Below are 26,144 nucleotides of genomic sequence, written 5' to 3'. Positions count from 1 at the left end.
ACCCCTTCCAGCTTAAACAGCTGAGAGGGGTTTTTTGTGTGGGAAAAAGAAAACAAACAAAAAACAAAAAATATATTCAAAAATAAACAAATATATTGTACAATAAAACAAACATAAATAAAGATTAAGGGTGGAGGAAAACAAAATGGTCAAAAACTGGTGGGAGTCCAATGAAGCGGCAGCAAAGTCAGGTGTAGAAGAACTGGTTTACCGTTCCAATTTAATCGGTTCTGACCGCGCCGTATGCAACTGGGGCGGCGGCAATACATCTATGAAAACAACCGAAAAAGATTTTCGGGGCCGCGATATTCAAGTGATGTGGGTAAAAGGGAGTGGTTCCGATTTAGCCACAATGAAAGCAGAGAATTTTACCGGCTTAAACCTGGAAGATATCCGTCCGCTTATTGAGCGCGATGAAATGCCGGATGCAGAAATGGTAGAGTACTTGACGCATTGCATGGTCGACAGCAAGCATCCGCGTATGTCGATTGAAACGCTTTTACATGCGTTCCTGCCATTTAAACACGTTGACCATACACATCCAGACGCTATTATCAGCCTTTGCTGCGCGGACAATGGGAAAGAGATTGCCAAAGAAATTTACGGCGACCGTTTTGTATGGGTTCCTTATGTGCGCCCGGGCTTTACCTTATCAAAAATGATTGCAGAAGGGATAAAAAACAACCCAAATGCAGAGCTTGTCCTTATGGAAAAACACGGACTGGTTACATGGGGAGAAACATCCGAAGAAGCATACAGCCAAACCATCAATATCATTAACGAAGCAGAAAGCTATATCCAAAATAAACAAAAACAAACAGAAGAATTTGGCGGCCAGGTTTACGAGTCATTAACGGAAGAGGAGCGCCAAAACGTATTGGCGGCTGTGATGCCAGTGATCCGCGGTGCAGTCAGCGATGAAAAGAAAATGATTCTTACTTATGATGATGCAGAAGATGTGCTTCAATTTGTCAACAGCAGAAATGCCGGCACGCTTTCACAAGTAGGTGCGGCCTGCCCGGATCATCTTGTTCACACAAAAATGAAGCCGCTTTATATTGATTGGGATCCACAGAACGGTACGACGGAAGAGCTGATCGAGAAAGTAAAAGCAGGTGTAGAACAGTTTAAAGCCGAATATAAAGAGTACTTCGAACGAAACAAAAACGAAGGCGATGTGATGTTTGAGGCGGCACCGCGTGTAACCCTTATTCCGGGTGTCGGGATGGTAAACTCCGGCAAAAACATCACAATGGCGAATGTGAGCGGCGCCCTTTACCATCGTGCGATTGCGGTTATGAAAGGCTCAACGGCTCTTGGTGAATTTGTATCCTTAAGTGAAAACGAGTCCTATAACGTAGAATACTGGCCGCTCGAGCTGTACAAATTGTCTCTAGCGCCGGCTGAAGCAGAATTTTCCCGCAAAGTCGCGTTTATTACAGGCGGTGCCGGCGGCATTGGCAGCGCGACAGCCCGCCGTTTAGTGTCAGAGGGCGCTCATGTGGTGCTGGCTGACTTGAATCTTGAAGGAGCGGAAAAAGTCGCGGCTGAAATTAATGAGCAGTACAAGGAACAACGCGCGGCTGCCGTGAAAATGGATGTGACCAGCGAAGAGCAGGTGCAGGCGGCTTTTGCCAAAGCAGCTGTTACGTTTGGCGGTGTGGATTCAATCGTGAATAATGCAGGCCTTGCGACATCCAGCCCGTTTGATGAAACATCTTTGAAAGAATGGAATTTAAATATGAATGTACTTGGCACAGGCTATTTCCTTGTGGCGCGTGAAGCGTTCAAGCAAATGAAACAGCAGGGCATTGGCGGCAACATGGTATTTGTCGGTTCGAAAAACTCTGTGTACGCGGGGAAAAATGCTTCGGCTTACAGTGCCGTAAAAGCGCTTGAAACACACCTGGCCCGCTGTATTGCAGCAGAAGGCGGCGAGTTTGGCATTCGTGTAAACTCGGTGCTGCCGGATGCCGTGCTGCAGGGATCGGCTATTTGGGGCTCCAACTGGCGCAATGAACGTGCGGCAGCATACGGCATTGAACCGGATCAGCTGGAAGAGCATTACCGGAAGCGCACGACGCTGCTTGTAAACATTTATCCGTCTGACATTGCGGAATCCATTGCGTTTTTCGCTTCATCCAAAGCCGACAAAACAACGGGCTGCATGATTACAGTTGACGGCGGCGTGCCGGCAGCGTTTACGCGATAAGGCTTCATCAGCAGGAGCAGGCAAGGGACTGCTTTATGCAGTAATGGCATAGGCAGTCCGGCTGCTTTTGGCGTGAAAGAAGGAGTGATGGAAATGGCGCATATTGCAGTAGATATCGGCGCTTCAAGCGGCCGGCTTGTAGCGGGCGAAATAAAAGACGGCAAGCTTGTAATGAACGAAATTCACCGTTTTGCCAATGGATTTCGGGAAATAGATGATACATGTTATTGGGACATTGATCATTTACTTAATGAAATCATTAAAGGACTGGCTGAAGCGAAAAAACGTGGCTATCATTCTGTCACCGTAGGAATTGATACGTGGGCGGTTGACTATGTATTGGTTGATGAAAATGGTAACCGCTTGCAAGAAGTCGTTGCCTATCGGGACAGCCGGACTGAGCAGACGATAAGCAAAATCAGCCGGCATATAAACAAAAAGAGCATTTACGAAAAAACAGGCATTCAATTTTTACCGTTTAATACGCTCTATCAATTGTATGAAGAAAAACAAGAGCTCATCAAGCGCGCAAAACATATTTTGCTTGTGCCTGATTATCTGGGATACTGCCTGACTGGACGTGCAGTTACAGAAGTGACCAATGCATCGACTATGCAGATGCTGAATGTAAAAACGCGTGATTTTGATGAGGAACTGCTGGCATTACTGTTCATCGAACGCCGCCAATTTCCGCCGTTCGCGGAACCGGGGGAGGAGCTTGGCCCTCTTGTAAAGGAACGTTTTCCGGGAGCAGATCTGCCGGATTGCCGCGTAATAGTGGCTGCGTCACATGACACCGCTTCCGCCATTGCCGGTACACCGGGAGAAGGCGAAAACTGGGCGTATTTAAGCAGCGGCACCTGGTCTCTGCTGGGGATTGAGTCGGCTGAGCCGGTGATCAGTGAGCGGTCTCTTGAAGATAATTATACGAATGAGTGGGGCGTTTTCGGCACATACCGCTTGTTAAAAAATATTATGGGCATGTGGATTATGCAGGAAGTGCGCCGGCATCTCCCGGTTGATTACACGTTTGCCGAGTTTGTAGATGAAGCGAGAAACGTGGAGCATTTCCGCCAGTTTGTCGACTTAAATGATGACCGTTTTTTAAACCCGGTTAACATGGTTGAAGAAATCAAATCGTACTGTCGTGAAACCAATCAGCCTGTCCCGGAAACAGCCGGTGAGCTGGCCGCTTGTGTGTATGACAACCTGGCTATTATTTATGCCATTGCGATTCGAGATCTCGAGGAAATGACCGGCCAGCGGATTGACCGGCTGCACATTGTCGGCGGCGGAGCAAACAATAAACTGCTTAACCAGCTTACTGCAAATGTAAGCGGTAGAACAGTTTATGCGGGTCCTTCGGAAGCAACAGCGGTTGGCAATTTAATGATGCAGATGATCGCTTCAAAAGAACTTGGCAGCCTGCAGGAAGGAAGGGAACTTATTCGCGCTTCATTTCCGCTCCAGATATTTTCACCGCAGGAGCAGGCAGCAAAACGAATAGAACAATTTAGTCAACATCGAAAGGGTGAAAAGGTATGAACGTAAAAGAACAATACGAAGCAGCGAAACAGGCATATGCCAAGTGGGGAATCGATGTAGATACAGCACTTGAAACATTAAAAAAAGTGCCCATTTCGATTCATTGCTGGCAGGGTGATGATATTGGCGGATTTGAAGTGAACAAAAGTGAATTATCGGGCGGCATTGATGTTACGGGGAACTACCCGGGCAAGGCAACCACACCAGAAGAGCTGCGGGCAGATTTAGAAAAAGCATTGTCGCTTATTCCGGGTACGCACCGGGTAAATCTGCATGCTTTATATGCGGAAACGAACGGAGAAGCAGTGGACCGTGACCAATTAAAGCCAGAGCATTTCGATAACTGGGTTCATTGGGCAAAACAGCATGGCCTCGGCCTTGATTTTAATCCGACGCTGTTCTCACACGAAAAAGCAGCAGACGGCTTGACACTTTCGCATCCGGACGAAGAAATCCGAAAGTTTTGGATTGATCACTGCATCGCATCTCGCAAAATCGGTGAGCATTTTGGCCGTGAGCTTGGAACGCCCTGCTTAACGAATGTTTGGATTCCAGATGGATACAAGGACATTCCAAGTGACCGCCTGACGCCCCGCAAAAGATTAAAAGAGTCATTGGATCAAATTTTTGCTGAAGATATCGATGAACAATACCACCTGGATGCCGTGGAAAGCAAAGTATTCGGAATCGGCTCTGAGTCTTATGTGGTAGGGTCTCATGAATTTTATCTCGGTTATGCGCTGAAAAACAACAAATTATGCTTGCTTGATACGGGGCATTATCATCCGACTGAAACAGTTTCGAACAAAATTTCGTCCATGCTGCTTTATGCAGATAAGCTGGCATTGCATGTATCACGCCCAGTTCGCTGGGATAGTGACCATGTTGTCATTTTAGATGACGAGCTTCGGGAAATTGCGCTTGAAATTGTCCGTAACGATGCGCTCGATAAAGTGATTATCGGCCTTGATTTCTTTGATGCAAGCATTAACCGTGTAGCAGCGTGGACGATTGGTACACGCAATATGATTAAAGCACTGCTGTATGCGCTTCTCGTGCCGAACGAGCACTTAAAGCAGCTGCAGGAAGAAGGAAACTTCACCGAACGCCTTGCTTTGATGGAAGAGTTTAAAACGTATCCGTTCGGCGCCGTCTGGGATTATTACTGTGAGCAGATGAACGTGCCGGTGAAAGAAAGCTGGCTGAATGAGGTAAAGCAATACGAAGAAACGATTTTGTCGAAACGGTCACAAAAAGAGCAGGAAGTAAGCAAATAAAACAGAAAAACCAAGAAAAAGTTCTTTTGCGAAAGGCCGCCCCAGAGATCTTCCACCGGGCGGCTTTTTCTTTTGCATATCCGCTGGAAAAATGGGGAATAAAACGAGTGAACGGAAAAAAAGGAAGGTGTGTAGCAAACATGTACGAACACTTGGTGTCTTTTAAATTTAAAGAAGAGGTAACAACGGAAAAGCAACAGGAGCTGGCACTGCAGCTGCTGAAGTTTCAAGGAGAAATCCCGGGTATTATGAAGGTAACAGCCGGCATTAACGCAACAGATGAAGTAGAACAGGCACAAGGGTACACATTAGGCCTGCATGTTACATTTAAAGACAAACAGTCTTTAGAAGAGTACCAAACACACCCACTGCATGAAAAATTTCTGTCCGAAATTGAAGGATTAACCGACAATGTCATCGTAGTGGATTATGAAGTTGCCTGGTAAAAAGCAGCGGTTGCAAATAAACAAAAAGGAAAACTGGTACTTACAACAAGTACCAGTTTCAAACTGTGGACAGATTATATGGATGACCTGCACGTGAATGGGATGGATCGGGCGGCGTCCAGGCAGCTCCGCTTTCCATGGGGCAGGCGCTGAGTCCCACAGGAGTCTCGCTGCCCTCCCGCCGCCAAGTGGCTTGTGATAAGATGGTACGGAGCTAATAAGGTTGTCTCTTTCTGTTTAAAAAAGAGAAAATGTCTAGTCAATCCTTGCTTATGGATCTTCAACACCACTTAGTGAAGACTGCCGGACGAAGACTCCTACGGGAAGTACAGTGAGTCGGGAGACCCCACAGGCGCAGCCGAGGAGGCTCCCACTGCCCGTGGAACGTGCAGTCCGGCAGGCTTCACTTATCGGCTCTTTTTTAAAGCGAGAGACTTCGTCTACACACGGAAACTGGTACTTACAACAAGTACCGGTTTTTTTATGGAAAAGATTAGCTGTGCTAATCGGTGAAACAAATGATATGTCTTGAAAAATGAATAGGCATATGCAGACAGATGAGGTTGAACATAAAAGAAACTGGATTTTGTAAACATCCGGTTTTTTTGTTTTGAAAGGGTATTCAAAAACAAACAAAAATAAGTTATGATAAAACAAAAAGAAACGGAGTGTGGGCGATGATTCGAAAAGCGACTGTGATGACTGTGTATAAAGACCAGTATGAGGAATATAAAAAGCGTCATGATGAGCTATGGCCTGAGCTGGCAGAGGAACTGCGGGCCCATGGAGCGCGCAACTACTCAATTTTCTTAGAGGAAGCGACGGGCAAGCTGTTTGCTTATGTGGAAATTGAGAGTGAAGAAAAATGGGCTCAAATGGCAGAGACAGAAGTATGCCAAAAATGGTGGGCGTTTATGGAGCCGATAATGGAGACGAATCCGGATAACAGTCCAGTGGCGGTGGAGCTGAAAGACGTTTTTTATTTGGCATGATAAAATAAACAAAAACAAACAAAGGTCAGGTGCAAAAGGATGCTGGTAGCAGAGAGACATCAAAAAATTGTAGAGCTGGTGAATGAACGGTCAAGTATCCGCGTATCAGAGCTGAGCGATATTTTCTCCGTCACGGAAGAAACGATTCGCCGCGATCTTGAAAAGCTTGAAAAGGAAGGCAAACTGCAGCGAAGTCATGGCGGTGCGGTCAGCATGCAGGATGAAGAATCAGAAGTGCATTTTTCCGAGCGTGTCATTACGAATGTACAGGAAAAAAAAGTAATCGCACATGAAGCAGCCAAACGGGTGCAGGAAGGGGACCGCATTATTTTAGATGCAAGCACGACGGCCTGGTATATGGCGAAGGCGCTGCCGAATATGACACTGACAGTTATTACGAATTCGATAAAAGTAGTGATGGAACTAAGTAAAAAAGAACGGATCAACGTGATTTCAATCGGCGGTATTCTTCTGCCAAAGTCATTATCGTTTGTTGGGCCGCTGGCGGAACGTTCTCTTGATTTATACCATGTGAACAAAACCTTTTTGTCCTGCAAAGCCGTTCACCTTGATGCAGGTCTGAGTGATTCAAATGAGCAGCAGGCTCTTTTAAAAAAGAAAATGATGGAGCAGTCAGATGAAGTGTTTTTAATGGCTGATTCAAGCAAATTCGGCAAGCGTGCTTTTTCATCGATCGGGCCGCCAAGTGGTCTTTATGAAGTGATTACAGACAGAGGATTGGATGAAGCCATAAAAAGGGGATTGGACGAACGGCAGATCCATGTTGCCGTTGTGGAATAAAAAAACAGCCTGCTTTCGCAGAGAAAGCAGGCTGTTTGAATGTATTAAAGAGCATTTTCATCCAGGCGTGTATCGTTTTTTTCTTTGGCCATTTTGCGCTGTTTCAATGCACCAGCCAGTAAAATACCCGCTACGACGACAATCTCAAAGCCATATTTGATAAATGGATTGGCAAAGTATCCGTTCATAAATGGTTCGCCAACAATCATTTTCGATGCTGTCCAGCCAAGAATCGCTGCCCCAATCATAATGATAACCGGGTAACGCTCAATCATTCTCAAAATCAACGTACTGCCCCACATAACAACTGGAATCGACACAAGCAAGCCGATGACCACAAGCCACATGTTTCCGTGAGAAGCGCCGGCAACAGCTAAAACGTTATCGAGTCCCATCAAAGCATCTGCGATAATAATCGTTTTCACGGCCCCCCATAGGGAGTCAGCTGCATTGACTTCATGCTCTTCTTCTTCCACAAGCAGTTTATATGCGATCCACACAAGCAGGATGCCGCCGATCAAGTGCAAGCCCGGAATTTCAAGCAGGTACACGACAAGCAATGTGGCGATTGCACGAATCACAATGGCCCCGATCGCTCCCCAAAGGATTACTTTCTTTTGTTGTTCTTTCGGGAGCTTGCGTGCAGCAAGACCGATCAAGATGGCGTTGTCGCCAGCGAGCACAAGGTCAATCATAATAATAGCAAATAATGCGGTTATAAATTCTGTTTCCATTTGCCCATCTCCTTTTTATTTTTAATCAAAATAAAAGAGACCTCTGCCATAGGTATATGGCAAAGGTCTCGCTAAACACTAAATTAATAGGTCAATAAAGCCGGAGGAATGAATTCCACGTAATGACGACTTTATTTCAGTTTCCTGACGCTACTCCCCTTTACGGATGAAGGCGATATTCAGTTCATAATGCTTGTGGCTTTATTGTAACAGGTGAAGCGCTAAAAGAAAAGATGCTTTAAGATTCATTTTTTTATTGACAGCCATTATTTTTCGTAAACGCTGATAATGATCCCCTGTTTGTTTATACTATATTCACTTTTCTACAAAAAGAGAGCTCTCTTAAAGGGTCATCTAGATGCTTGACTTTCACTTTTGATCATTTGTACAATATGTTACATAAAGTAACAAAAATTAAAAAGGTAACATAAGAGGAGAATAGACCATGAATCATTTTCATGAAAAGCCGCATACGTTTGTTGGAGAAGTGAGTATTCGTGTAACAGATTTGAATAGATCGATTGCATTTTATACGCAAATAATCGGATTAAAAGTGTTGTCGCAGTCCGAGCAGCAGGCTGTATTAACAGCGAATGGACAAACAGCGCTGGTGACACTGGAGCAGCCAGAAGGTGTCATACGGAAAGCAGGACGTACGTCGGGCCTGTATCATTTTGCGATTCTGCTGCCGGAGCGAAAAGATTTGGCTCAATTTTTACGCCACCTGCTGCAAACGGGCTACCGTTTTGGTGCGGCCGACCATTACGTGAGCGAAGCGATTTACCTGGATGATCCTGACGGCAACGGCATTGAAGTGTACCGCGACCGCCCGGCGTCAGAATGGACGTGGAACGATGGACTGGTTGATATGGCTACTGTCCAGCTCGACGGGGACAGTATTCTTGCGGAAAGTGAAGAAACATTTACGGGCCTTCCTGCTGGAACAATCATGGGGCACATTCATCTGCATGTTTCGAATATTCCGGATGCGGAACGTTTTTATACGGAAGGACTTGGCTTTGAGATTGTCAGCCATTATCCTCAGGCGATTTTTACCTCAACCGGCCGATATCATCACCACATTGCGTTAAATACATGGCAGGGGGTTGGTGCGCCGCGTCCAGCCGAAAACAGTGCAGGGCTCAATTGGTATACAATTGTTTTTCCGAATGAGGAAGCAAGAGAAGAAGCGGTGGCACGCCTTCAAAATATAGGTGCTAACGTCGATCAGTATGTAACAGAAGACCCGGCAGGAAACCGGATTCGTCTTCTTGTTTAAAAAGCAGCCGGCCTGCTCCGATTTTATGCAGCAGGCTTTTAAAGAGAGACGAAAAGCATTTTAAAAACAGAGAAGCTGATGAAAACAGTCAATTCAAATATAAAAAACGCGCCAGCAGTCCCGGCGCGTTTACTTATTTTTATGGATTAGTCGACCAAAGTCCTGCTGATTTGATAAACGTGCGGCTGTTTAATTTCAGCTGTGCCACCACGAATTCCGCAATGTCTTCCGGCTGCATCACTTTGTCAGGATTGCCGTCCGTTAAGTTATTTTCAACTGCAAGGTCCGTTGCCACTGTACTTGGTGTTAGAGCTGTGACCCGAATATTGTGCTTCCGTACTTCAAGCGCAAGAGACTCCGTTAAGCCAAGCACACCAAATTTAGATGCGCTGTAGGCGCTTGTGACTGGTGCTCCTTTTTGGCCTGCAGTCGAAGAAATGTTAATAATGTCGCCTGATTTTTGCTCGATTAAATCCGGCAGTACAGCGCGTGTTACATTGTACACACCCATCAGGTTAACATCGATAATTTTTTTCCATTCGTCCGGATCGAGGTCCATAAAACCGCCAAATTTTGCGATGCCGGCATTGTTGATGAGAATGTCTACTCCGCCAAGCTCTGCTTTCACTTTTTCAGCAGCTGCTGTTACTTCTTCTAGATTTGAAACATCCGCCGCTGCGAACGCTGTTTTAATTTCTACCTTAGACGGCATCAGTACGGGACGGCCGCACATATCACGTGTTGACACTTCCGGGTTTAACCCGAGGTCCTCCGCTACTGCTTGTACATGTTCTTCTGTCCGTCCAATCAAGCCAATATGAACACCTTCCGCCGCAAGCGCTTCCGCAATCGCACGCCCGATGCCGCGGCCCCCGCCTGTAATAATAGCTTTTTTTCCTTGTAATGATTGTGCCAAAGTATATTCCTCCTTCAATAAATCTCTTCGCTTTATCTTATCAGCCTGCCGCTAAGCGGACAATGGATTTGCTTTCTATGGTTTAATAAATTAAAGGGAGGGAATATTGTGACGCCAATCAAACAGCAGGCTGGATGGCACCTATGTAAATGGAGGCTGCCTGTTCTTTTTCTTGTACATAACATAGAGGAATCCTTTGGAATGATATCTTTTTTACACAACCGGTTTAGGATAGAAGCGGTCACACAGCGCCAATTCACAGCAGCTGTTGCTATCCTGACAATTCTCGTTTTCTTTCTTGTTTTAACCTTTGGAAAGTCAAAAGCCTTTCTGCTGTTCCTTTATGGGACCATTTTTTTCAACGCTGTCCAGCATATCGTGCTGTTCGCTGTGTTCAGGGCATATAATCCGGGTGTGCTCTCCGCTTGTGTAATTCTTGTCCTCTTTCTGCTTTTTTTCCGGCAGGTACGGCCGTTTCTGGAAAGAAGACTCGTACGTTTCATTCTGCTCGGCAGCCTGTTTACTTATCCGATTGCCACATGGGCAGCCCTATGGGTAGGCGGCTTTATTTCACGAATCAGCTCTTATTAACTTTTAAACTATGGCAAGCAGCAGGGGCCGGTTTCCTGCCTGATTGCTGAAGACTAAAATATTTTTACAAACGAAGAACAGAAAGCTCCGGGTGCTCTTTAGTTGCGGGGAAGACAGCCCTTCGTTAAAGTAAGAATAACAAGAAGATGGAGGCAGACGGATGCAGCTCATTGAGTATGCGCTTGTTTTTATCGCAGCTGCAATCCCCTGGATGGAGATTGCGCTTGTGATTCCAGTCGGAATTGTACGCGGCCTGTCGCCTTTTTGGGTCATGCTGCTGGCGTTCACAGGCAATATGATAACAGTGCTTCTCTTGATTGCCGCTTTTTCAAAAGTAGAAGTCTGGCTGAAAAAACGGCTGGAGCGAACGGGCCTTAAGGGAACAAAACAAGCAGACCGTGCGCGCCAAATCATGAATCGATACGGATTTCCGACGCTCGCGCTGCTCGGCCCCTTGTTTATCGGTACGCATATTGCCGTATTCATCGGGCTGTCATTTGGCGCAAGCAGGGGATGGACAACCTTATGGATAACAGTCAGTATCGCTCTTTGGACGCTTATTATTGGCATTGCCACAGTGCTTGGCTTTGACTTTTTTCTTCAACAAACGAAAGGATGATCATTTATGCTAGAGTTCTTGAAATCGCATGTTTCCGTTCGAAAATACACAGATGAACCTGTTACAGAAAAGCAGCTTCATGACTTGATCGAAGCAGCTCAAGGTGCGGCTTCATCGCACTTTGTTCAGGCCTACTCCATTGTCGATGTAACAGATGCGGACAAACGGGACAGGCTTGCCGAGCTGTCAAAAAACCCCGTTCAAATCAAAGGCGCGGCACGCGCGCTTGTATTTTGTGCGGACTTGAAGCGGCTTGATTATGCAGCCAAAAAGCACGGAAAAACGGTCGAAGCGGGCACAGCCGAAAACTTTATGGTGGCGGTGATTGATACAGCTCTTTTCGCTCAAAACTTCGTTGTTGCGGCTGAATCAAAAGGCTATGGGATTTGCTATATTGGCGGTGTCCGTAATAATCCCGGGCTGATCAGTGAGCTGTTAAACCTGCCTGAACATGTGATTCCGTTATTCGGCTTAACATTTGGCGTCCCGGCTGAACGCAATGAAGTAAAACCGCGTCTGCCGGTGCAAGCTGTTTTGCATATGAATGAATACGATGAAACAAAATACGAAACGATTTTAGATGAGTACGATGATGTGATCCGCACGTATTACGCCAGCCGTTCTACCAACAATAAGTCAGCCGGCTGGACCGAGGGTATGGCCGATTATTTATCGCAGCCGCGCCGTGCGTATATGCTTGATTTTGTTCAGGGGAAGGGGTTCTTAAAGAAGTGAAACATGCGCAATTGGCCCAATGGGTCGACATGGTCAAGTCAAAGTTTGGCCTTGAGGAATTCACATGCCTGGAGACGTTTGCCACATACGAAAAAAACGAGTGGAACGAAACCAGCTATCGTTTTACGAGTGAATGGCTTCCTCCGGGACATTCCGAGCGTAAAGAAGACGAAACAAATCCAGAAGGCACGGCTGTTATAGAGCTTGACGCGAAAACAGGACGGCTGACCAATGCTGTGTTTGTGGGCAGACGGGCGCCCGAGCATGGCTTTTCGTTTTTAAGCGGGGACAGGGAAGAAGTCATCCGATTTATTGAACAGGAAACCGGCTGGATCTATGGAAGCCAGTTTATAGATACAAGAGCGGAGACAGATTCCTTTACATTTGACCTTGCATACAAAGGCGTGCCCGTTACGCCGGGCGGCTCGGTTACAGTGGAAATGGATGAACAAAAAAAGCTGACCCTGTTTTCTGCTTACGGACTTGTGCCAGATGAAGCGGAAGAAGCAGAGTTCCAGCTTGATGCTGACGCGCTTGAGTCCTTGGCAAAAGAGCGGCTCGTATTTGTGGAATACCCGCTTATGAAAGAAGAAAAATGGCTGCCGCTGTTTATGATAGATGATGTGTTTATCGATAATAAAACAGGAAAAGCGGTTTTAAAGAAGCAGGACATCCTAACATGGAAAAGCGCAAAAAACCAGCGGGTAAAGCGAAAGCTTTTGCAGCTGGGGCCTGCAGAGATCGATGAAGAAGAACTTTTTCAGTTTCCACCTCATCCCGATACAAAGCCATTAACGAAAAAAACGCAGGCAAAAGTACGCGAAGCAGCTACTGTTTTTTTGCAGACGTACGTTCCAAAAGAAAGCGGTGAATGGGCGCTGTCGGACATAAGCCGGACGAATGGCATGGTCAAAGCCAGGCTGGTGAACACAAAAGACATTACCGTCATTCCAAGAATGTACGATGTATTTATTGATTTTGATTCATATAAAGTCGTTCATTATGTAGATAAAAGCAGCTGGATGACGGATGCATGTGCTGAATTCCAAAAAGCCGCCAAACCAGTGCTTTCGAAAAATGAAGCATTTGATAAGATCAAGCCGCACATCACGGTCACACCAATGTATGTGTATGATGGTGAAAAATACCGGCTGAACGGCAAGCTCGATTCACGTGCAGCTGTTCACGCAGCCACCGGAGAAGTATTGTTTTTATAAAAAGAAAGCAAAGCTCTTTTTTCAAAAGAGCTTTGCTGAGACTGACGACAAAGTCGTCAGTCTTTTTTTATGAGAATTTTCACCGCCGAAAACAGGCAGGAGACTTTTCGAGAAACATCGCTTCTTAAAAAGAGCCGATAGGGGAAGCCGGCCGGACTTCGCTTTCCGCGGGCAGTGCGGGAGCCTCCTCGGCGCACGCGCCTGCGGGGTCTCCCGACTCACTGTGCATCCCGCAGGAGTCTTCGTCCGGCCGGCTTCCCCATGTGTTTCGAAAAATCAGCAAAAAGCGTATTTCCACCTGCACTTTTACCGCTTTGGTGATAGGGCAGGCATGTGTATCTATTAAGCTGTGCAGTCTTATTTAACCGCACAGGCGGCGGGTGTGCGGCGAAGACTCCTATGGGACTAGCGGGCTCAGCGCCTGCTCCATGGAAAGCGAAGCCGCGCGTCCGGCGCCTTATCGGCTCTCATCCCAACCGCCTGCACACCTTGCATAAAAAAGAAACGAAAGAAATCCTTTGGCAATAGATTTTATTTGTCTACACATTGAGCAAAGCTCTTTTTATGTGCCTTATTTTTACTGTTAAATCCTTGTTTAAAAAACAGATCATTCCATTTTCCTGCCGTTTGTAAAAAAAATCTAAAAGTACTTCTATAAGTCATAGGTCTATATTTTTATTCTTAAAAAAAGGAGCATGAATATCTACTTTTTAAACAATCACAACTGTTTTTTGGCTATTCAAATGGAGTTTACGAGATTACGATGATCATTGTAAGTGCTTACATAAACAAAGGAGGGATAAGATGGCCAAGAAGCACAAGAGAGCAGCAGCGGCTGTTATGGGAACGATGCTTGCTGTTTCCAGTGTTCCGCCGCTTGCTGTTATCCAGGCGGAAGAAGCAGGCACAGTAAAAGAATTTGATTTTGGCACAGCAGACAGTCCAGTGAAAGAAGGGGCCGTGCAGGTAACGGACGGAAGCCTATATGATGGCAGTACCGGCTTTGGTTTTACAGACGCCGAATCTTTATCTTCTGTAGAACGAACAGGAGAGGATCCGGTTCAATCAGATTTCGTCCGGCCTGGCGGATCCAAATTTCAAGTTGATTTACCCAATGGTGATTATGCTGTAACCATTACTTCAGGGGACGCATTGGAACAAACAGAAACCGGCGTGATGGCCGAAAGTATACAAAAAGTACAGAATACGGTTGCGGCAGCCGGTGAGTTTACGGAACGCACCTTTGAAATCGCACTTGTGGACGGCCAGCTGACACTTCAGTGGACGGGGACAGCGCCTGTTATCAATGGACTGTCTATCAAAAAACTTCCGGAACGGACAGCGGGAGAAGAGCCGACGGTTTACATTGCCGGTGATTCCACTGTGCAGACGTACGACGAATATTGGCGTCCAGAAGCAGGCTGGGGCCAGATGATTCCACGTTACTTTAACGAAGACATTGCTTTTTCCAACCAGTCAATTGGCGGCCGAAGCTCCAAAACATTTATTACGGAAGGGCGGCTCGATCAAATTTTGCGAACCATCCGTCCAAACGATTACTTCCTCATTCAATTCGGACATAACGACGCGACAATCAGCCGCCCGGAACGTTACGCGTCTGTACCTGACTACAAAAATTACCTCAAGACTTACATCAATGGAGCACGCCAGCGCGGAGCCGAGCCAATTTTAGTCACACCGGTCGGACGCCGTGATTTTCAAGAAGCAACCGGACAATTTAATATCAGCTTCCCTGAATACGTACAGGGGATGAAAGAAGTCGCAGAAGAAATGAATGTTGAACTCGTTGATTTAAGCGCCCGGAGCGTAGAATATTTCAATGAGATTGGCCCTGAAGGCACGCTTGCTGTTTTCCTGCATACAGATCCCGGTGTATATCCTGCTTTCCCAAATGGATCACAGGATAATACACACTTCCAGGAATACGGGGCGATTCAAATGGCGCGGCTCGTTGCCGGTGAAGTGGAAAAAAGCAGCAGTAGTTTAAAAGAATTCGTCACATCTGTTGAGCCGCCGGCTGCCGTACCATCCGTGCCGAAAAACGTCAAAGCCGGCAATATCAGCAATGCTGGAGCGCTTTTAACGTGGGATGAAACAGAAAATACCGATATTTATAAAGTGTATCGGAAAGAATCAACGGCGGATTCGTATTCGCTGATCGGGACAAGCACACTGCCGCGCTTGACGATTTCCGGCATGGAAGAAGGGAAATCATACAATCTTTATGTCACGGCGGTAAATGCGAAAGGCGAATCCGAGCCGTCTCAAACGATCACGGTGCAGACAAAGCAGGCTGCTTACAAATATGACTTCGGCCTAGCCGGCACACCGGTAGCAGAAGGATATAACGAGGTAAACCTATCGACCGCGTATTCAAAAGAAAAAGGGTTTGGCATTATGAATCCTGCAGGTATGATTGGACGTGACCGTGGTGCAGCCGGAAACGATATTGTCCGGGATTGGGTTGGGTATTTTAACAACAAGTGGGAATTTGCAGCGGATGTGCCAAACGGATCTTATTCAGCGAAAGTGTATGTCGGTGATTTAAGCGGAACAGCCCGCACAGATGTAGCGGTAGAAGGAGTGAGCTACGGAACCGTTTCTGCACCGAAAAACAACTATACAACAAAAATCATTCCGGATATTTCGATCAAAGACGGGCAGATGAACTTTGCGTTCAGCGGCGCGACGGGGATTGTAAACGGTATAGAGCTTACCCCGATTTTAACCGCACCAGCCCAGCCGCAGGCAAGTGGCATTTCTCTTGATCCAGCTGCTCCATCCGTCTCACTAAAATGGCTGGAAGCGGGCGGTGCGAAAGAGTACAACGTGTACCGGACAATGGCCGGCACAGATAAAACAGAAAAAGTGGGCACCGTGCCAACTACAGAATTCACAGATAAAACCGCCCATGTTGGATACACGTACACGTATGCTGTCACAACGGTAGATGAAAGCGGACAGGAAACCGCTCCATCCGCATCAGTGGAAGTATCATTGATTGACCCGAACATACCGGCACCTCAAAAACCAGCCGGTTTGAACATAACCGATATCGAGAAAAATAAAGTGACATTCACGTGGGATGCTGTAGACGGAGCTTCCTCTTATGCGGTTTACCGTTCAGAGTCAGCAGATGGTAAATTTGAATTTGCTGGTGTTACAACGTCTGCTTCTTTTACAGACAGCAGTGTGCTGACAACCATTCCGTATTATTATAAAGCAGCAGCTGTAAACGCAGGCGGTGCTTCAGCAGAATCCGATGTACTCCAAACCGAAGCTGTCACTGTTTTAAAGCGGCAGGCAGAGTCCTTGAAACGGTCTCCTGTGGCAGTGGAAACAGATGAAGGCGTGTTTGTGAGCTGGCGGATACTGGGCACAGATCCGAAGAACGTTTCATTTCATGTTTTCCGCAATGGAAAAAAAGTAAACAAGCAGCCGGTTTCCGGTGCGGCGAACCTGGTTGATCCAGATGGAAAAGCAGGTGACACATACGAAATCCGTCCGATTGTCTCCGGAAAAGAAAAAGGCTATGAAACTGTTACGGCAATAGAGAAAAACTATTTGGATATTCCGCTTGATAAACCAAAGCCGGGTGTGACACCGCTTGGTGATCCGTACCAATACCGGGCGAACGACACAAGTATTGGCGATGTGGATGGCGACGGGGAATATGAATATATTGTCAAATGGGATCCGAGCAATTCAAAGGATAATTCCCAGGCAGGCTACACAGGCAATGTATACATTGATGCGTACAAGCTCGATGGAACTAAATTATGGGGCATTGATCTCGGTAAAAACATCCGCGCCGGCGCCCATTATACACAAATGATTGTGTACGATTTTGACGGCGACGGAAAAGCAGAGGTCGCCATGAAAACAGCAGACGGTACGGTTGATGGGCAGGGAAATGTGATCGGACGCGCCGATGCAGACCACCGCAATTCGAGCGGTTATGTTTTACAGGGTGATGAATTTTTAACCGTTTTTGAAGGCGCAACAGGCAAAGCTTTAACGACCATTCCATACACACCGGCTCGGGGCGATGTGGCCTCATGGGGTGATGCATATGGCAACAGGGTAGACCGTTTTCTTGCTGGAGTCGCCTACTTGGACGGGGAAACCCCGAGCTTAATTATGGCGCGCGGATATTATACACGCACCGTTGTATCCGCCTACCAGTTTAAAAACGGTACATTAACGAAGCAATGGACATTTGATACAAACGAAGGCAAGCAGGATTATGCAGGACAAGGCTACCATGCGCTTAGTGTCGCAGATATCGATGGCGATGCCAAAGACGAAATTGTATACGGACAGATGGTTATTGATGACAACGGCAAAGGGCTTTATACGACAGGCCTTGGCCACGGCGACGCGCTTCATGTAAGTGATCTTGTACCGTCAAATCCAGGTCTGGAAGTATTTGCGACCCAGGAAATTAAAACAGGCCCGTACGGCTACGATATGCGTGACGCGAAAACGGGACGTATTTTATGGGGCGTGAAAACCGGACAGGACATAGGCCGGGGAGTTGCGGCAGATATTGACCCGCGTCACGCCGGAGCTGAAGCATGGGCCGTTTCAGGCGCCTGGAACAGCCGTGCAGGCGGGCTTCATACGTCAACGGGAGAAAAGATTTCTGATTCGATTCCATCCGCAAACTTTGCGATCTGGTGGGATGGCGATCTGCTGCGGGAACTGGCAGATCATACGTATAACGAATCAGTCGCAGCCGGCGTCGGTACGATCGACAAATGGGATTACGAGCAAAATAAACTTGTGAATCTACTAACGGCAGAAGGAACATTCTCAAACAATACGACAAAAGGCAATCCGGCCATTCAAGCAGACTTGTTTGGCGACTGGCGTGAAGAAATTGCCTGGCGGACAGAAGACAGCTCTGCTCTTCGTATTTACACGACAACGGATTTAACGGAGCACAAGCTGTACACATTAATGCATGACCTGCAGTATCGTCAAGCGGTTGCCTGGCAGAATGTCGGCTATAATCAGCCGCCTCACCCATCTTTCTTCTTAGGAGAGGGAATGGACGGCCAGCCGGAAGCCCTTATTGAACCAACAAAGTAAAGAAAGGAAGCGGCTCAGTGCCGCTTTTTTTCAGACTTTATTTGTGAATTATTTCACAAAATTGTGACATTGCTCGTTTTTGGACAATGACTTTTATATAATGACGTTATAACAGACCATCAGGAGGGAAAAGAATGACAAAGTGGGCATTTGTTTCTGATTTTGACGGCACGATTTCAAAACGCGATTTTTACTGGCTTGTGATCGATGCGTATTTTCCGGAAGGACGCGATTTATATCCGAAATGGAAAAGCGGCGAGTGGAAAGATATTGATTTTTTGGCGAAAGTGTTTAGGTCCATTCATCAAAGCGAGGAACAGATTGCAAAAGACATTTTGTCCATTCCTATTGATGAAGATGTACCGGAGTTTGTCCGGTCTGTGCAGGCGGCTGGCGGCGATTTTTTCATTTTAAGCGCCGGCACCGATTACTATATTAAACCAATTGTAGAAAGCCGCGGGCTGGAAAACGTAACTGTGCTTTCAAATAAAGGCGTGTACCGCGAGCAAAATATTCACCTTGATATTGATCCGGAGCACTGGAGTTATTCAGAACGGTATGGGATTGATAAAGCGATTGTGATTCAGCGATTGAAGGAAGAATATGATGTCGTTTATTTTGCTGGAGACAGTGAGCCAGATTCTCATCCAGCTGTTTTTGCGGACCGGACGTATGCAAAAGAAGCACTTCCGGCTATATTAGACGAAAAAGGAGTCCCTTATGTCCACTTTGAACGCTTTAATGATATTAAAGCAGATTTAATTAAAGAAGGAAGGCTGCCCGAATGAATCGTGCAGTGACGAACATTTCGATCCCAGCGATGATGGAAATTGGCGTGCAGGTGCTGGATTCTGTAGGCGATCGGTTACGCCAGTATGGATTTCAGCGTGTGACCGTTATGTGGGATGGCTTTGTGGAAGCCTCATACGGACCCCGGCTTCTTTCCGCTTTACATGGCTGTTCAGTTGGGACGGTTCTTTTGGACGGAACGAGTGATATTCATGATATTACGGAGAGGGCGTTTCAATTAACAGCAAGCGATGTCGTCATTGGCATGGGCGGCGGTGCGGTGATCGACGTGGCAAAGTACACCGCCTTCTTGCGGAAACTGCCCGTTATCAGCATTCCCACATCCGCTTCAAACGACGGATTCGCAAGCAGCGGCTGTTCTTTAATGGTTAATGGAAAAAAAAACGAGCGTACCAGCCAAAATTCCATTTGGCATTGTAGCAGAACTGACTATTTTGGAGCAGGCACCGGCTCCGTTTATTCTGGCGGGAATTGGCGATCTGCTGTCGAATATTACAGCTTTGTACGACTGGCAGTTTGAAGCAGAACAAGGGGCAGCAGAAGTAAATGCTTTTGCGGAAATGCTCAGTAAAAAAGCGGTTAACAGCTTTGTCCGCACGCCTATGGCAGACATTCATGCCCCTATTTTACTGAAAGAGCTGATCAGCTCGATGACGATGAGCGGGATTGCCACTGAAATCAGCGGCTCAAGCGCTCCCATCAGCGGTTCGGAGCACTTGATTTCACACGCGCTTGATCAATGGGCGGAAAAGCCGCAAATGCACGGCATTCAAGTCGGTGTCGCTGCTTACATTATGTCGCTTGTGCAGGAGCATCGGTACGAGAGAATGCATAAGGTATTTTCGCGTACAGGCTTTTTTGATTATGTAAAAACCATTGGAATGAAGCGGTCTGAATTTCTGATGGCTATTGACCGGGCACCCGGAATAAAGCCGAGCCGCCGCACATACTTGCATGAAGAAGTATACAGAGAAAAAGCGAAGCAAATAGTCGAGCAAAATTCGACATTGAAAGAGATTTTGCATTAAGGGAAAAACGGTTGTTTTTTCGACAAAGATTCTCTATAGTGATGAAGTAATAACATCTGTAAAGACAGGAGAAGGGATCAATGGCAGAAAAAACAATTTCTCAGAAAAAACTACTTGGCATTGCCGGGCTCGGCTGGATGTTTGATGCGATGGACGTCGGCATGCTGTCGTTTATTATTGCGGCGCTTAAAGTAGAGTGGGATTTAACGCCGGAACAAATGGGCTGGATCGGCAGCGTAAACTCTATTGGTATGGCAGTGGGTGCGCTTGTATTTGGCATTTATGCTGACCGGATCGGCCGAAAAAATATTTTCATTATTACATTGTTGATGTTTTCCCTGGCAAGCGGCTTATCCGCCCTGACAACGACGCTTACTGTTTTCTTATTATTACGCTTTTTCGTTGGAATGGGCTTGGGCGGCGAGCTGCCGGTCGCTTCTACACTTGTATCAGAAAGCGTTCCGGCGAAGGATCGCGGCCGTGTGGTTGTGCTGCTTGAAAGCTTTTGGGCATTGGGCTGGCTGCTGGCTGCGGTCATCTCGTACTTTGTTATTCCATCCTATGGATGGCAGACGGCTCTCGTCATTGGGGCACTGCCGGCGCTTTACGCGCTGTATTTAAGGTTAAAGCTGCCGGATTCGCCGGCGTTTTCCCCGTCTAAAGCTGAAAAACGGACGATTGGGCAAAATATCCGCGATGTATGGTCGAAAAAGTATGCACGGTCTACACTCGTACTATGGGTCGTATGGTTTACGGTCGTGTTTTCTTATTACGGCATGTTTTTATGGCTGCCGAGTGTAATGGTGATAAAAGGTTTTGATTTAATTCAAAGCTTCGGGTATGTCCTCGTTATGACTCTGGCACAGCTGCCTGGCTACTTTACGGCTGCCTGGCTGATTGAACGGGCGGGCCGGAAGTTTGTTTTAGTTGTTTATCTGCTTGGAACAGCTGCTTCTGCTCTTGTATTTGGAAATGCTGAATCAACTGCGGTATTGATTGCCTCAGGAATGCTTCTCTCATTCTTTAACCTGGGGGCGTGGGGAGCACTATATGCGTACACACCAGAACAGTACCCAGCTGTTATCCGTGGTACCGGATCCGGCATGGCGGCTTCTGTTGGGCGAATTGGCGGTATTTTAGGTCCGCTTTTAGTTGGCTCGCTTGTTGCGTCCGGCCAGTCGATCGGCTTTGTGTTTGGCTTGTTTTGCGTAAGTATTGTCATCGGCGTACTTGTGCTGGCTCTGCTTGGGCGTGAAACAAAACAAACGGAACTCGAATGAATGTCTTTTATGTTTCACTCGTTCATCAAACCGTAATGTAACTTAACTCCATTGTCACACGTGTGTAACTGTCCGGCGCTATACTAACCTCATGAGATTACGTGAGAGGGGCGTATAGCAGAAATGAGCTTTTTTCTTATTATGTTTGTAACGTTTATTGTTGCGATTGCGATCGCCAGCGGCGGGCTTCATTTGCTGTTTAAACAGCTAAATCAATATTTAGATCAAAACAAACGTTAATATAAAAAAACCGCCCCATAACGGCGGTTTTTTTCTTTATGCCAGAAAAATAAAAAAGAAGGTAACGAAAAAAACAAGGGCAAACAATACAACGAAAATAGTTCGCTGTTTTTTCTCTGCTTCTTTCATAAAAAGATCTTCAATCGTCATAAAAATAGCGATAACCGCTACAAGCAGCGCGAATCGGCTCCAGCCGCCCGGATAAGCGGAAATTCCGTAAAAAAGCGCAAAAATAATTAATACGATGCGATATATGAGCCGGAATGACCATGTTTTCAATCCATCACTTCCTTTTAGTTACTATTTTACGAAAAGATCTTACATAAGTACAGTTGAGTGGGTGAAATGTCACATATATACGGAAGAAATTGTCCATGTTACAATAGATTGAAAAAACATGTCAAAATGAGGGATCACGCTTATGAACTTGCCAAATGACCTTGTACACCCGAAAGTGGCGTTAACAAAAAATATGGAATTAATAAGTGGAACCCAAATTTTGTATTTATATGCAGATCAGGAAAAGTACTGGGAAAACATGTTTTCCTTCACCATAACGGGTTTAGAGCTGAAGCATCAGGTGATCCTGCTTGAGTCGGCGGAAAAGATTGAGAAAATCAAACAGCAGCTTGCTCAAAAAGGGTTCTCGGATGAACAAATCGCCTCTATTGGATTTATGGACCACTGCCAATTTTATAACGCCTATCAATCATTTGAAACTGAAACGGTGCTGCAGGGGCTTGATGACGCTGTTCGTCATTATGTAGCGAACGGCGCACCTATTCGTATATGGAGCCGTGTGATATGGCGTAAAGATGTAGACTGCGATAAGGAAATTCCGCTTTATGAACAAAAGGCCAACGCCGTTTTAAAACCGTTCCACGTATTCACAGTCTGTGCGTATGATGGCAATGATGTTTCGGCAAACTTCTCTTTAAAGCTGATGAAGGGTCACTCGCATATCATGACAGATAACGAGATTACAAATTCACCGTATTATGAGAGTGAACAAAACACACCCTCTCTATTTATAGAAGACTTTTTGCAGGAAAAAGTCCAGCACTATAAACATTTAATCAACGAGATGCCTGATGCTGTTTTTATTTTTTCGGCTGAGAAAGTGGTGTATGGAAATTATACCGCTTTAAAGATGCTGAATTGCAAAGAAAGTGATTTGCAGCATGCGACCATTTGGGACTTATTCACAAAGGAATATCATCCTCTTATTTACGAAAATACAGAAAAACTTTTGCGAAACGATAGAGTACCGCTTGAGGAAATGAAAATAAAAACGTATGACGGCCAAATTTTAGATGTTGAGGTGGCGACTTTTCCTTTTTCATTTGATATTGAAAAAGATTTTACGTTCATTGCCATTATCCGCAGCATTCAGGATCGCAAAGCTCATCAGCAGCTGACTATTAAAACAGAAAAGCTCAGCCTTGCCGGACAGCTTGCTGCGTCGATTGCCCATGAAGTGCGCAACCCGCTGACTTCGATTAAGGGGTTTATTAAGCTGGCCCGTGAAGACGCCATGCATGATGCATATTACACGATTATCGAAGAAGAGATTGACCGGATTGAAACGATCGCGAGTGAGCTGCTTGTGCTCGGCAAGCCGATGTCGGTTGAAATTGAAACGTGCGATGCCGGCAAAATGCTGAAAGACGTATCGATGTTGCTTCAATCACAGGCAGTAATGCGGAAAATTGACATTCAGTACAGTGACATAGAACCGGATTGCTTTGTTCGGTGTAATGCCGGGCAGATGAAGCAGGTGTTTATTAATATTATAAAAAATGCAATTGAAGCGATGGAAAACGGCGGAGTAGTACGCACTTCGGCACGTTTAAACGGTGAAAAAGTGGAAATTGTGATTACTGATGAAGGAAAAGGGATGCCGGAAAGCGTATTAAAAAAGCTGGGTGAACCTTTTTATTCGACAAAGGAAGATGGGACAGGCCTCGGATTAATGGTTTGTTTTAATATTGTCGAGCAATATGAAGGAATTATCCGCGTTGAATCTACGGTGGACAAAGGGACAGCTTTTACAATCGAGCTGCCGCTTGTTTCGATTTAAAGTCGTCTATTGAGGGCGTCTTTTTTTTTCACTCTTTTTTCATTAAAACATGGTATAACAAAAGAAGCGAAAGGAAGTGGATCGGATGAATATATTGCTGGCAGAAGATGATTTGCAGCTTGGAGAATTAGTCAGCTTTATGCTGAAGAAAAAAGGCGGCTATGGGGTAGAATGGGTGAAAACAGGAGAAGATGCTTATGATTATGCATCCTCTGTTCATTATGACGTTCTTATTTTAGACTGGATGATGCCGAATGGCACTGGAGTGGAGGTATGCCGGGACCTGCGCAAAGAAGGATACGGTGGAGCCATTTTAATGCTGACGGCAAAGGATGCCGTAGAAGACCGGGTGATGGGGCTTGATGCAGGAGCGGATGATTACCTGGTAAAGCCGTTTGAAATTGATGAGCTGCTGGCGCGGCTTCGGGCGCTTACCCGCCGCAACTACGCCCCTATTGTGGAAGAAACGGTATCTATTCAAGGGGTAGAGCTGAACCGAAATAGCCAAACAATTCAAAAGAACGGCCAATCTATTCAGTTAAGCCCTCGTGAGTTCCAGCTTTTAGACCTGCTTGTACAAAATAAAGGACAAGTATTAACCCGGGATGTGATGCTTGACCGCATTTGGGGATACGAGGCGGACGTAACGACCAAAACGATCGATGCAACGGTAAAGCTGCTGCGTAAAAAGCTCGATCTCGTTGACCGGCCGGATATTGTGCAAAGTGTACGGGGAGTCGGATATAAAGTTGAAGAATAAATGGTTAAAGATAAACTGGTTCAAAAGCAGCAGCGACTTGTTTCAACAAACACAGCGGAAACTCACCATGCAGTACAGCAGCTTAATTATGCTGTTTCTCGTTCTTTTTATCGTGGTTGTATACACGCTGCTATATATCGTCATTCTGCGTGACCAGCATCGGGAGCTTGAACAGCTGACCCGGCAGGAAACGCGGGTGATTAGTGATTACTTAGCAGAGAGCGCCCGAAATGAATTGCAGGGAATCGGCAGCCAGGAGCTGGTGCTTGCCGGGGTTGACCAGTTTTTTTACTATGTGACAGATGCAGATGGAAATTTTGTAATGGGAAATGAAATGGTTCCGAATATACGGGAGGATTTGTTTTCGCTTGTGTCGGGCTGGGTGCCTGACCGCAATCAAATTCGTGAAGAAACCGTACAGGTGAAATTTGATGAACGGCGTATTGGCGGAAAAGAAATTAAAGAACAGCCGAAATCCGATACAGTCCGGCTGATGATTGACGGCAGCCCGATTTTTTATAACGGACAGTTTGTCGGCATGATTTACATTGGCAAGGACATTTCTTTTGCGTATCAATTGTTTCAATGGCTGCTTGTTGTGCTGGTCAGCTTAACGGTACTGTTTGCCGGCGTAGCGATTTTTATCAGCTCTGTAATGTCGAAAAAAGCGATGGGACCCATTTCAAATGCTTTTAACCGGCAGAAAGAGTTTGTCGGTGATGCTTCACATGAACTGCGGACGCCGCTCAGTGTCATGCTTTCATCCATTGATGCGATTCACATGACAGACGGTGTTGAAGCAGATCCTTTTGCACAGAAACTACTGCGAAATATGAAGTCGGAAGTGAAAAGAATGACAGGGCTTGTCAGCGATCTGCTTGTGCTGGCCCGTGCTGATTCGGGCGGGGCAGAGCGTACAGTGGCCAGCTTCGATGTGAGGGAAGAAGCTGACCGTGTGATCGAATCGCTGACACCGCATGCCGAAGCAAACGGTGTTTCGCTTGAGACAGAAGCACCGGAAAGCCTGCCGGTCATGGGGGATCGGGAGCGATTAAAACAGCTTATGTACATTTTGCTGGATAATGCAGTCAAGTATTCACCGGACGGCGGCAGGGTCAGCCTGCAATTATTAGAGACCGCTCGTCACTGGACGATGAAAGTAACAGATGAAGGCATCGGTATTCATCCTGATGACCAGCCTCGTATTTTTGACCGCTTTTACCGCTCTGATAAATCGCGCACCCGCACTGTCGGCGGGCATGGACTAGGCTTATCGATCGCCAAGTGGATTGTTGATATTCATCACGGCACCATTTCTGTAGAGAGCGAGCCGGAAAAGGGCAGTACATTTATTGTTACGATACCAAAAGAAAAAGCTGTTTCCGCATAATGAACTGCCCCGTAAATGTTAGACACCAAACTAACATTTATGGGGTGTTTTTATGGCTAAATTTACAATGGAAGAAA

At 46.2% G+C, this 26,144-nt stretch carries 21 protein-coding genes and 1 pseudogene; 19 read left to right on the top strand and 3 right to left on the bottom strand.

Translation table 11 applies throughout. From position 1 onward, the window contains the following. Positions 1-145 precede the first annotated feature (145 nt). The 7 genes from RG959_RS16990 (at position 146) to RG959_RS16960 (ending at position 7,273) form a co-directional block, all read left to right on the top strand. Complete coding sequence (locus RG959_RS16990) at positions 146-2,212, top strand: bifunctional aldolase/short-chain dehydrogenase (RefSeq protein WP_342798130.1); 2,067 nt, start codon at positions 146-148, stop codon at positions 2,210-2,212. Positions 2,213-2,305: 93 nt separating this feature from the next. Beyond that, positions 2,306-3,757, top strand: coding sequence for a rhamnulokinase (rhaB, locus tag RG959_RS16985; RefSeq protein ID WP_342798129.1), 1,452 nt, complete (start codon positions 2,306-2,308; stop codon positions 3,755-3,757). Beyond that, positions 3,754-5,034 carry an L-rhamnose isomerase gene (gene rhaA, locus RG959_RS16980; protein ID WP_342798128.1) on the top strand — a complete coding sequence of 427 codons (1,281 nt, stop codon included), beginning with the start codon at positions 3,754-3,756 and terminating at the stop codon, positions 5,032-5,034. The genes rhaB and rhaA overlap by 4 nt, the downstream gene beginning before the upstream one ends. Before the next feature lie 107 nt (positions 5,035-5,141). Further along, complete coding sequence (locus RG959_RS16975) at positions 5,142-5,480, top strand: Dabb family protein (protein ID WP_251269955.1); 339 nt, start codon at positions 5,142-5,144, stop codon at positions 5,478-5,480. A 379-nt stretch (positions 5,481-5,859) separates the two neighbouring features. Next, positions 5,860-6,012 carry a hypothetical protein gene (locus RG959_RS16970; RefSeq protein ID WP_342798127.1) on the top strand — a complete coding sequence of 51 codons (153 nt, stop codon included), beginning with the start codon at positions 5,860-5,862 and terminating at the stop codon, positions 6,010-6,012. Between the two features lie 145 nt (positions 6,013-6,157). Further along, entirely contained in the window at positions 6,158-6,472 is a 315-nt protein-coding gene (gene rhaM / locus RG959_RS16965) for an L-rhamnose mutarotase (protein ID WP_342798126.1), read from the top strand. A gap of 39 nt (positions 6,473-6,511) precedes the next feature. Continuing rightward, positions 6,512-7,273 (top strand): DeoR/GlpR family DNA-binding transcription regulator, encoded by a 762-nt coding sequence (locus RG959_RS16960; protein ID WP_342798125.1) that lies wholly within the window; start codon positions 6,512-6,514, stop codon positions 7,271-7,273. Positions 7,274-7,317: 44 nt separating this feature from the next. Here RG959_RS16960 and RG959_RS16955 read toward each other — a convergent pair whose 3' ends face one another. Continuing rightward, complete coding sequence (locus tag RG959_RS16955; protein WP_315694434.1) at positions 7,318-8,007, bottom strand: TerC family protein; 690 nt, start codon at positions 8,005-8,007, stop codon at positions 7,318-7,320. A gap of 445 nt (positions 8,008-8,452) precedes the next feature. Between RG959_RS16955 and RG959_RS16950 the strand changes: the two genes are divergently transcribed. Beyond that, positions 8,453-9,286 carry a VOC family protein gene (locus tag RG959_RS16950; protein ID WP_342798124.1) on the top strand — a complete coding sequence of 278 codons (834 nt, stop codon included), beginning with the start codon at positions 8,453-8,455 and terminating at the stop codon, positions 9,284-9,286. Between the two features lie 139 nt (positions 9,287-9,425). Here RG959_RS16950 and RG959_RS16945 read toward each other — a convergent pair whose 3' ends face one another. Continuing rightward, a complete protein-coding gene (locus RG959_RS16945; RefSeq protein ID WP_342798123.1) occupies positions 9,426-10,202 on the bottom strand; it encodes a 3-ketoacyl-ACP reductase in 777 nt (258 codons plus the stop codon). Positions 10,203-10,310: 108 nt separating this feature from the next. On the opposite strand from RG959_RS16945, the gene RG959_RS16940 reads away from it, so the two are divergent. The 8 genes and pseudogenes from RG959_RS16940 to RG959_RS16905 all read left to right on the top strand — a co-directional run bounded on the left by RG959_RS16940 (position 10,311) and on the right by RG959_RS16905 (position 21,597). Next, entirely contained in the window at positions 10,311-10,793 is a 483-nt protein-coding gene (locus RG959_RS16940; RefSeq protein WP_342798122.1) for an HXXEE domain-containing protein, read from the top strand. 160 nt (positions 10,794-10,953) lie between these two features. Further along, a complete protein-coding gene (locus tag RG959_RS16935; protein WP_342798121.1) occupies positions 10,954-11,412 on the top strand; it encodes a small multi-drug export protein in 459 nt (152 codons plus the stop codon). Positions 11,413-11,418: 6 nt separating this feature from the next. Then, positions 11,419-12,147 carry an oxygen-insensitive NADPH nitroreductase gene (nfsA, locus tag RG959_RS16930; protein ID WP_342798120.1) on the top strand — a complete coding sequence of 243 codons (729 nt, stop codon included), beginning with the start codon at positions 11,419-11,421 and terminating at the stop codon, positions 12,145-12,147. Next, positions 12,144-13,364 (top strand): hypothetical protein, encoded by a 1,221-nt coding sequence (locus RG959_RS16925; protein ID WP_342798119.1) that lies wholly within the window; start codon positions 12,144-12,146, stop codon positions 13,362-13,364. Before nfsA ends, RG959_RS16925 begins: the two co-directional genes overlap by 4 nt. Before the next feature lie 804 nt (positions 13,365-14,168). Next, entirely contained in the window at positions 14,169-18,479 is a 4,311-nt protein-coding gene (locus RG959_RS16920; protein WP_342798118.1) for a rhamnogalacturonan lyase family protein, read from the top strand. A 134-nt stretch (positions 18,480-18,613) separates the two neighbouring features. Beyond that, a complete protein-coding gene (locus RG959_RS16915; RefSeq protein WP_342798117.1) occupies positions 18,614-19,267 on the top strand; it encodes an MtnX-like HAD-IB family phosphatase in 654 nt (217 codons plus the stop codon). Next, positions 19,264-20,317: pseudogene (locus tag RG959_RS16910) on the top strand (iron-containing alcohol dehydrogenase family protein). The gene RG959_RS16915 and the pseudogene RG959_RS16910 overlap by 4 nt, the downstream one beginning before the upstream one ends. 80 nt (positions 20,318-20,397) lie before the next feature. Next, entirely contained in the window at positions 20,398-21,597 is a 1,200-nt protein-coding gene (locus RG959_RS16905) for an MFS transporter (RefSeq protein ID WP_342798116.1), read from the top strand. Positions 21,598-21,873: 276 nt separating this feature from the next. Here RG959_RS16905 and RG959_RS16900 read toward each other — a convergent pair whose 3' ends face one another. Further along, entirely contained in the window at positions 21,874-22,116 is a 243-nt protein-coding gene (locus RG959_RS16900; protein ID WP_251269943.1) for a hypothetical protein, read from the bottom strand. A gap of 142 nt (positions 22,117-22,258) precedes the next feature. Between RG959_RS16900 and RG959_RS16895 the strand changes: the two genes are divergently transcribed. From RG959_RS16895 to RG959_RS16885, 3 genes are all read left to right on the top strand, one after another. Continuing rightward, positions 22,259-23,917, top strand: coding sequence for an ATP-binding protein (locus RG959_RS16895; protein WP_342798115.1), 1,659 nt, complete (start codon positions 22,259-22,261; stop codon positions 23,915-23,917). Between the two features lie 85 nt (positions 23,918-24,002). Continuing rightward, positions 24,003-24,677, top strand: coding sequence for a response regulator transcription factor (locus RG959_RS16890; RefSeq protein ID WP_342798114.1), 675 nt, complete (start codon positions 24,003-24,005; stop codon positions 24,675-24,677). Further along, the gene (locus tag RG959_RS16885; RefSeq protein ID WP_342798113.1) at positions 24,667-26,067 is read left to right on the top strand and encodes a sensor histidine kinase; all 1,401 of its coding nucleotides are present in this window, start codon (positions 24,667-24,669) and stop codon (positions 26,065-26,067) included. The genes RG959_RS16890 and RG959_RS16885 overlap by 11 nt, the downstream gene beginning before the upstream one ends. The last annotated feature ends 77 nt before the right edge of the window (positions 26,068-26,144 follow it).

Source organism: Domibacillus sp. 8LH, from assembly GCF_038806185.1.
In the GTDB taxonomy this organism is placed as follows: domain Bacteria; phylum Bacillota; class Bacilli; order Bacillales; family Domibacillaceae; genus Domibacillus; species Domibacillus indicus_A.
The sequence above is the reverse complement of the archived record's forward strand: the minus strand, read 5'-3'. Positions and strand labels throughout refer to the sequence as shown.

Excerpts from the sequence above, each read along its gene's own strand:
- RG959_RS16990 (WP_342798130.1), top strand. The coding sequence starts at position 146 with ATGGTCAAAAACTGGTGGGAGTCCAATGAAGCGGCAGCAAAGTCAGGT.
- rhaB (WP_342798129.1), top strand. The coding sequence starts at position 2,306 with ATGGCGCATATTGCAGTAGATATCGGCGCTTCAAGCGGCCGGCTTGTA.
- rhaA (WP_342798128.1), top strand. The coding sequence starts at position 3,754 with ATGAACGTAAAAGAACAATACGAAGCAGCGAAACAGGCATATGCCAAG.
- rhaM (WP_342798126.1), top strand. The coding sequence starts at position 6,158 with ATGATTCGAAAAGCGACTGTGATGACTGTGTATAAAGACCAGTATGAG.
- RG959_RS16960 (WP_342798125.1), top strand. The coding sequence starts at position 6,512 with ATGCTGGTAGCAGAGAGACATCAAAAAATTGTAGAGCTGGTGAATGAA.
- RG959_RS16955 (WP_315694434.1), bottom strand. The coding sequence starts at position 8,007 with ATGGAAACAGAATTTATAACCGCATTATTTGCTATTATTATGATTGAC.
- RG959_RS16950 (WP_342798124.1), top strand. The coding sequence starts at position 8,453 with ATGAATCATTTTCATGAAAAGCCGCATACGTTTGTTGGAGAAGTGAGT.
- RG959_RS16935 (WP_342798121.1), top strand. The coding sequence starts at position 10,954 with ATGCAGCTCATTGAGTATGCGCTTGTTTTTATCGCAGCTGCAATCCCC.
- nfsA (WP_342798120.1), top strand. The coding sequence starts at position 11,419 with ATGCTAGAGTTCTTGAAATCGCATGTTTCCGTTCGAAAATACACAGAT.
- RG959_RS16920 (WP_342798118.1), top strand. The coding sequence starts at position 14,169 with ATGGCCAAGAAGCACAAGAGAGCAGCAGCGGCTGTTATGGGAACGATG.
- RG959_RS16915 (WP_342798117.1), top strand. The coding sequence starts at position 18,614 with ATGACAAAGTGGGCATTTGTTTCTGATTTTGACGGCACGATTTCAAAA.
- RG959_RS16905 (WP_342798116.1), top strand. The coding sequence starts at position 20,398 with ATGGCAGAAAAAACAATTTCTCAGAAAAAACTACTTGGCATTGCCGGG.
- RG959_RS16895 (WP_342798115.1), top strand. The coding sequence starts at position 22,259 with ATGAACTTGCCAAATGACCTTGTACACCCGAAAGTGGCGTTAACAAAA.
- RG959_RS16890 (WP_342798114.1), top strand. The coding sequence starts at position 24,003 with ATGAATATATTGCTGGCAGAAGATGATTTGCAGCTTGGAGAATTAGTC.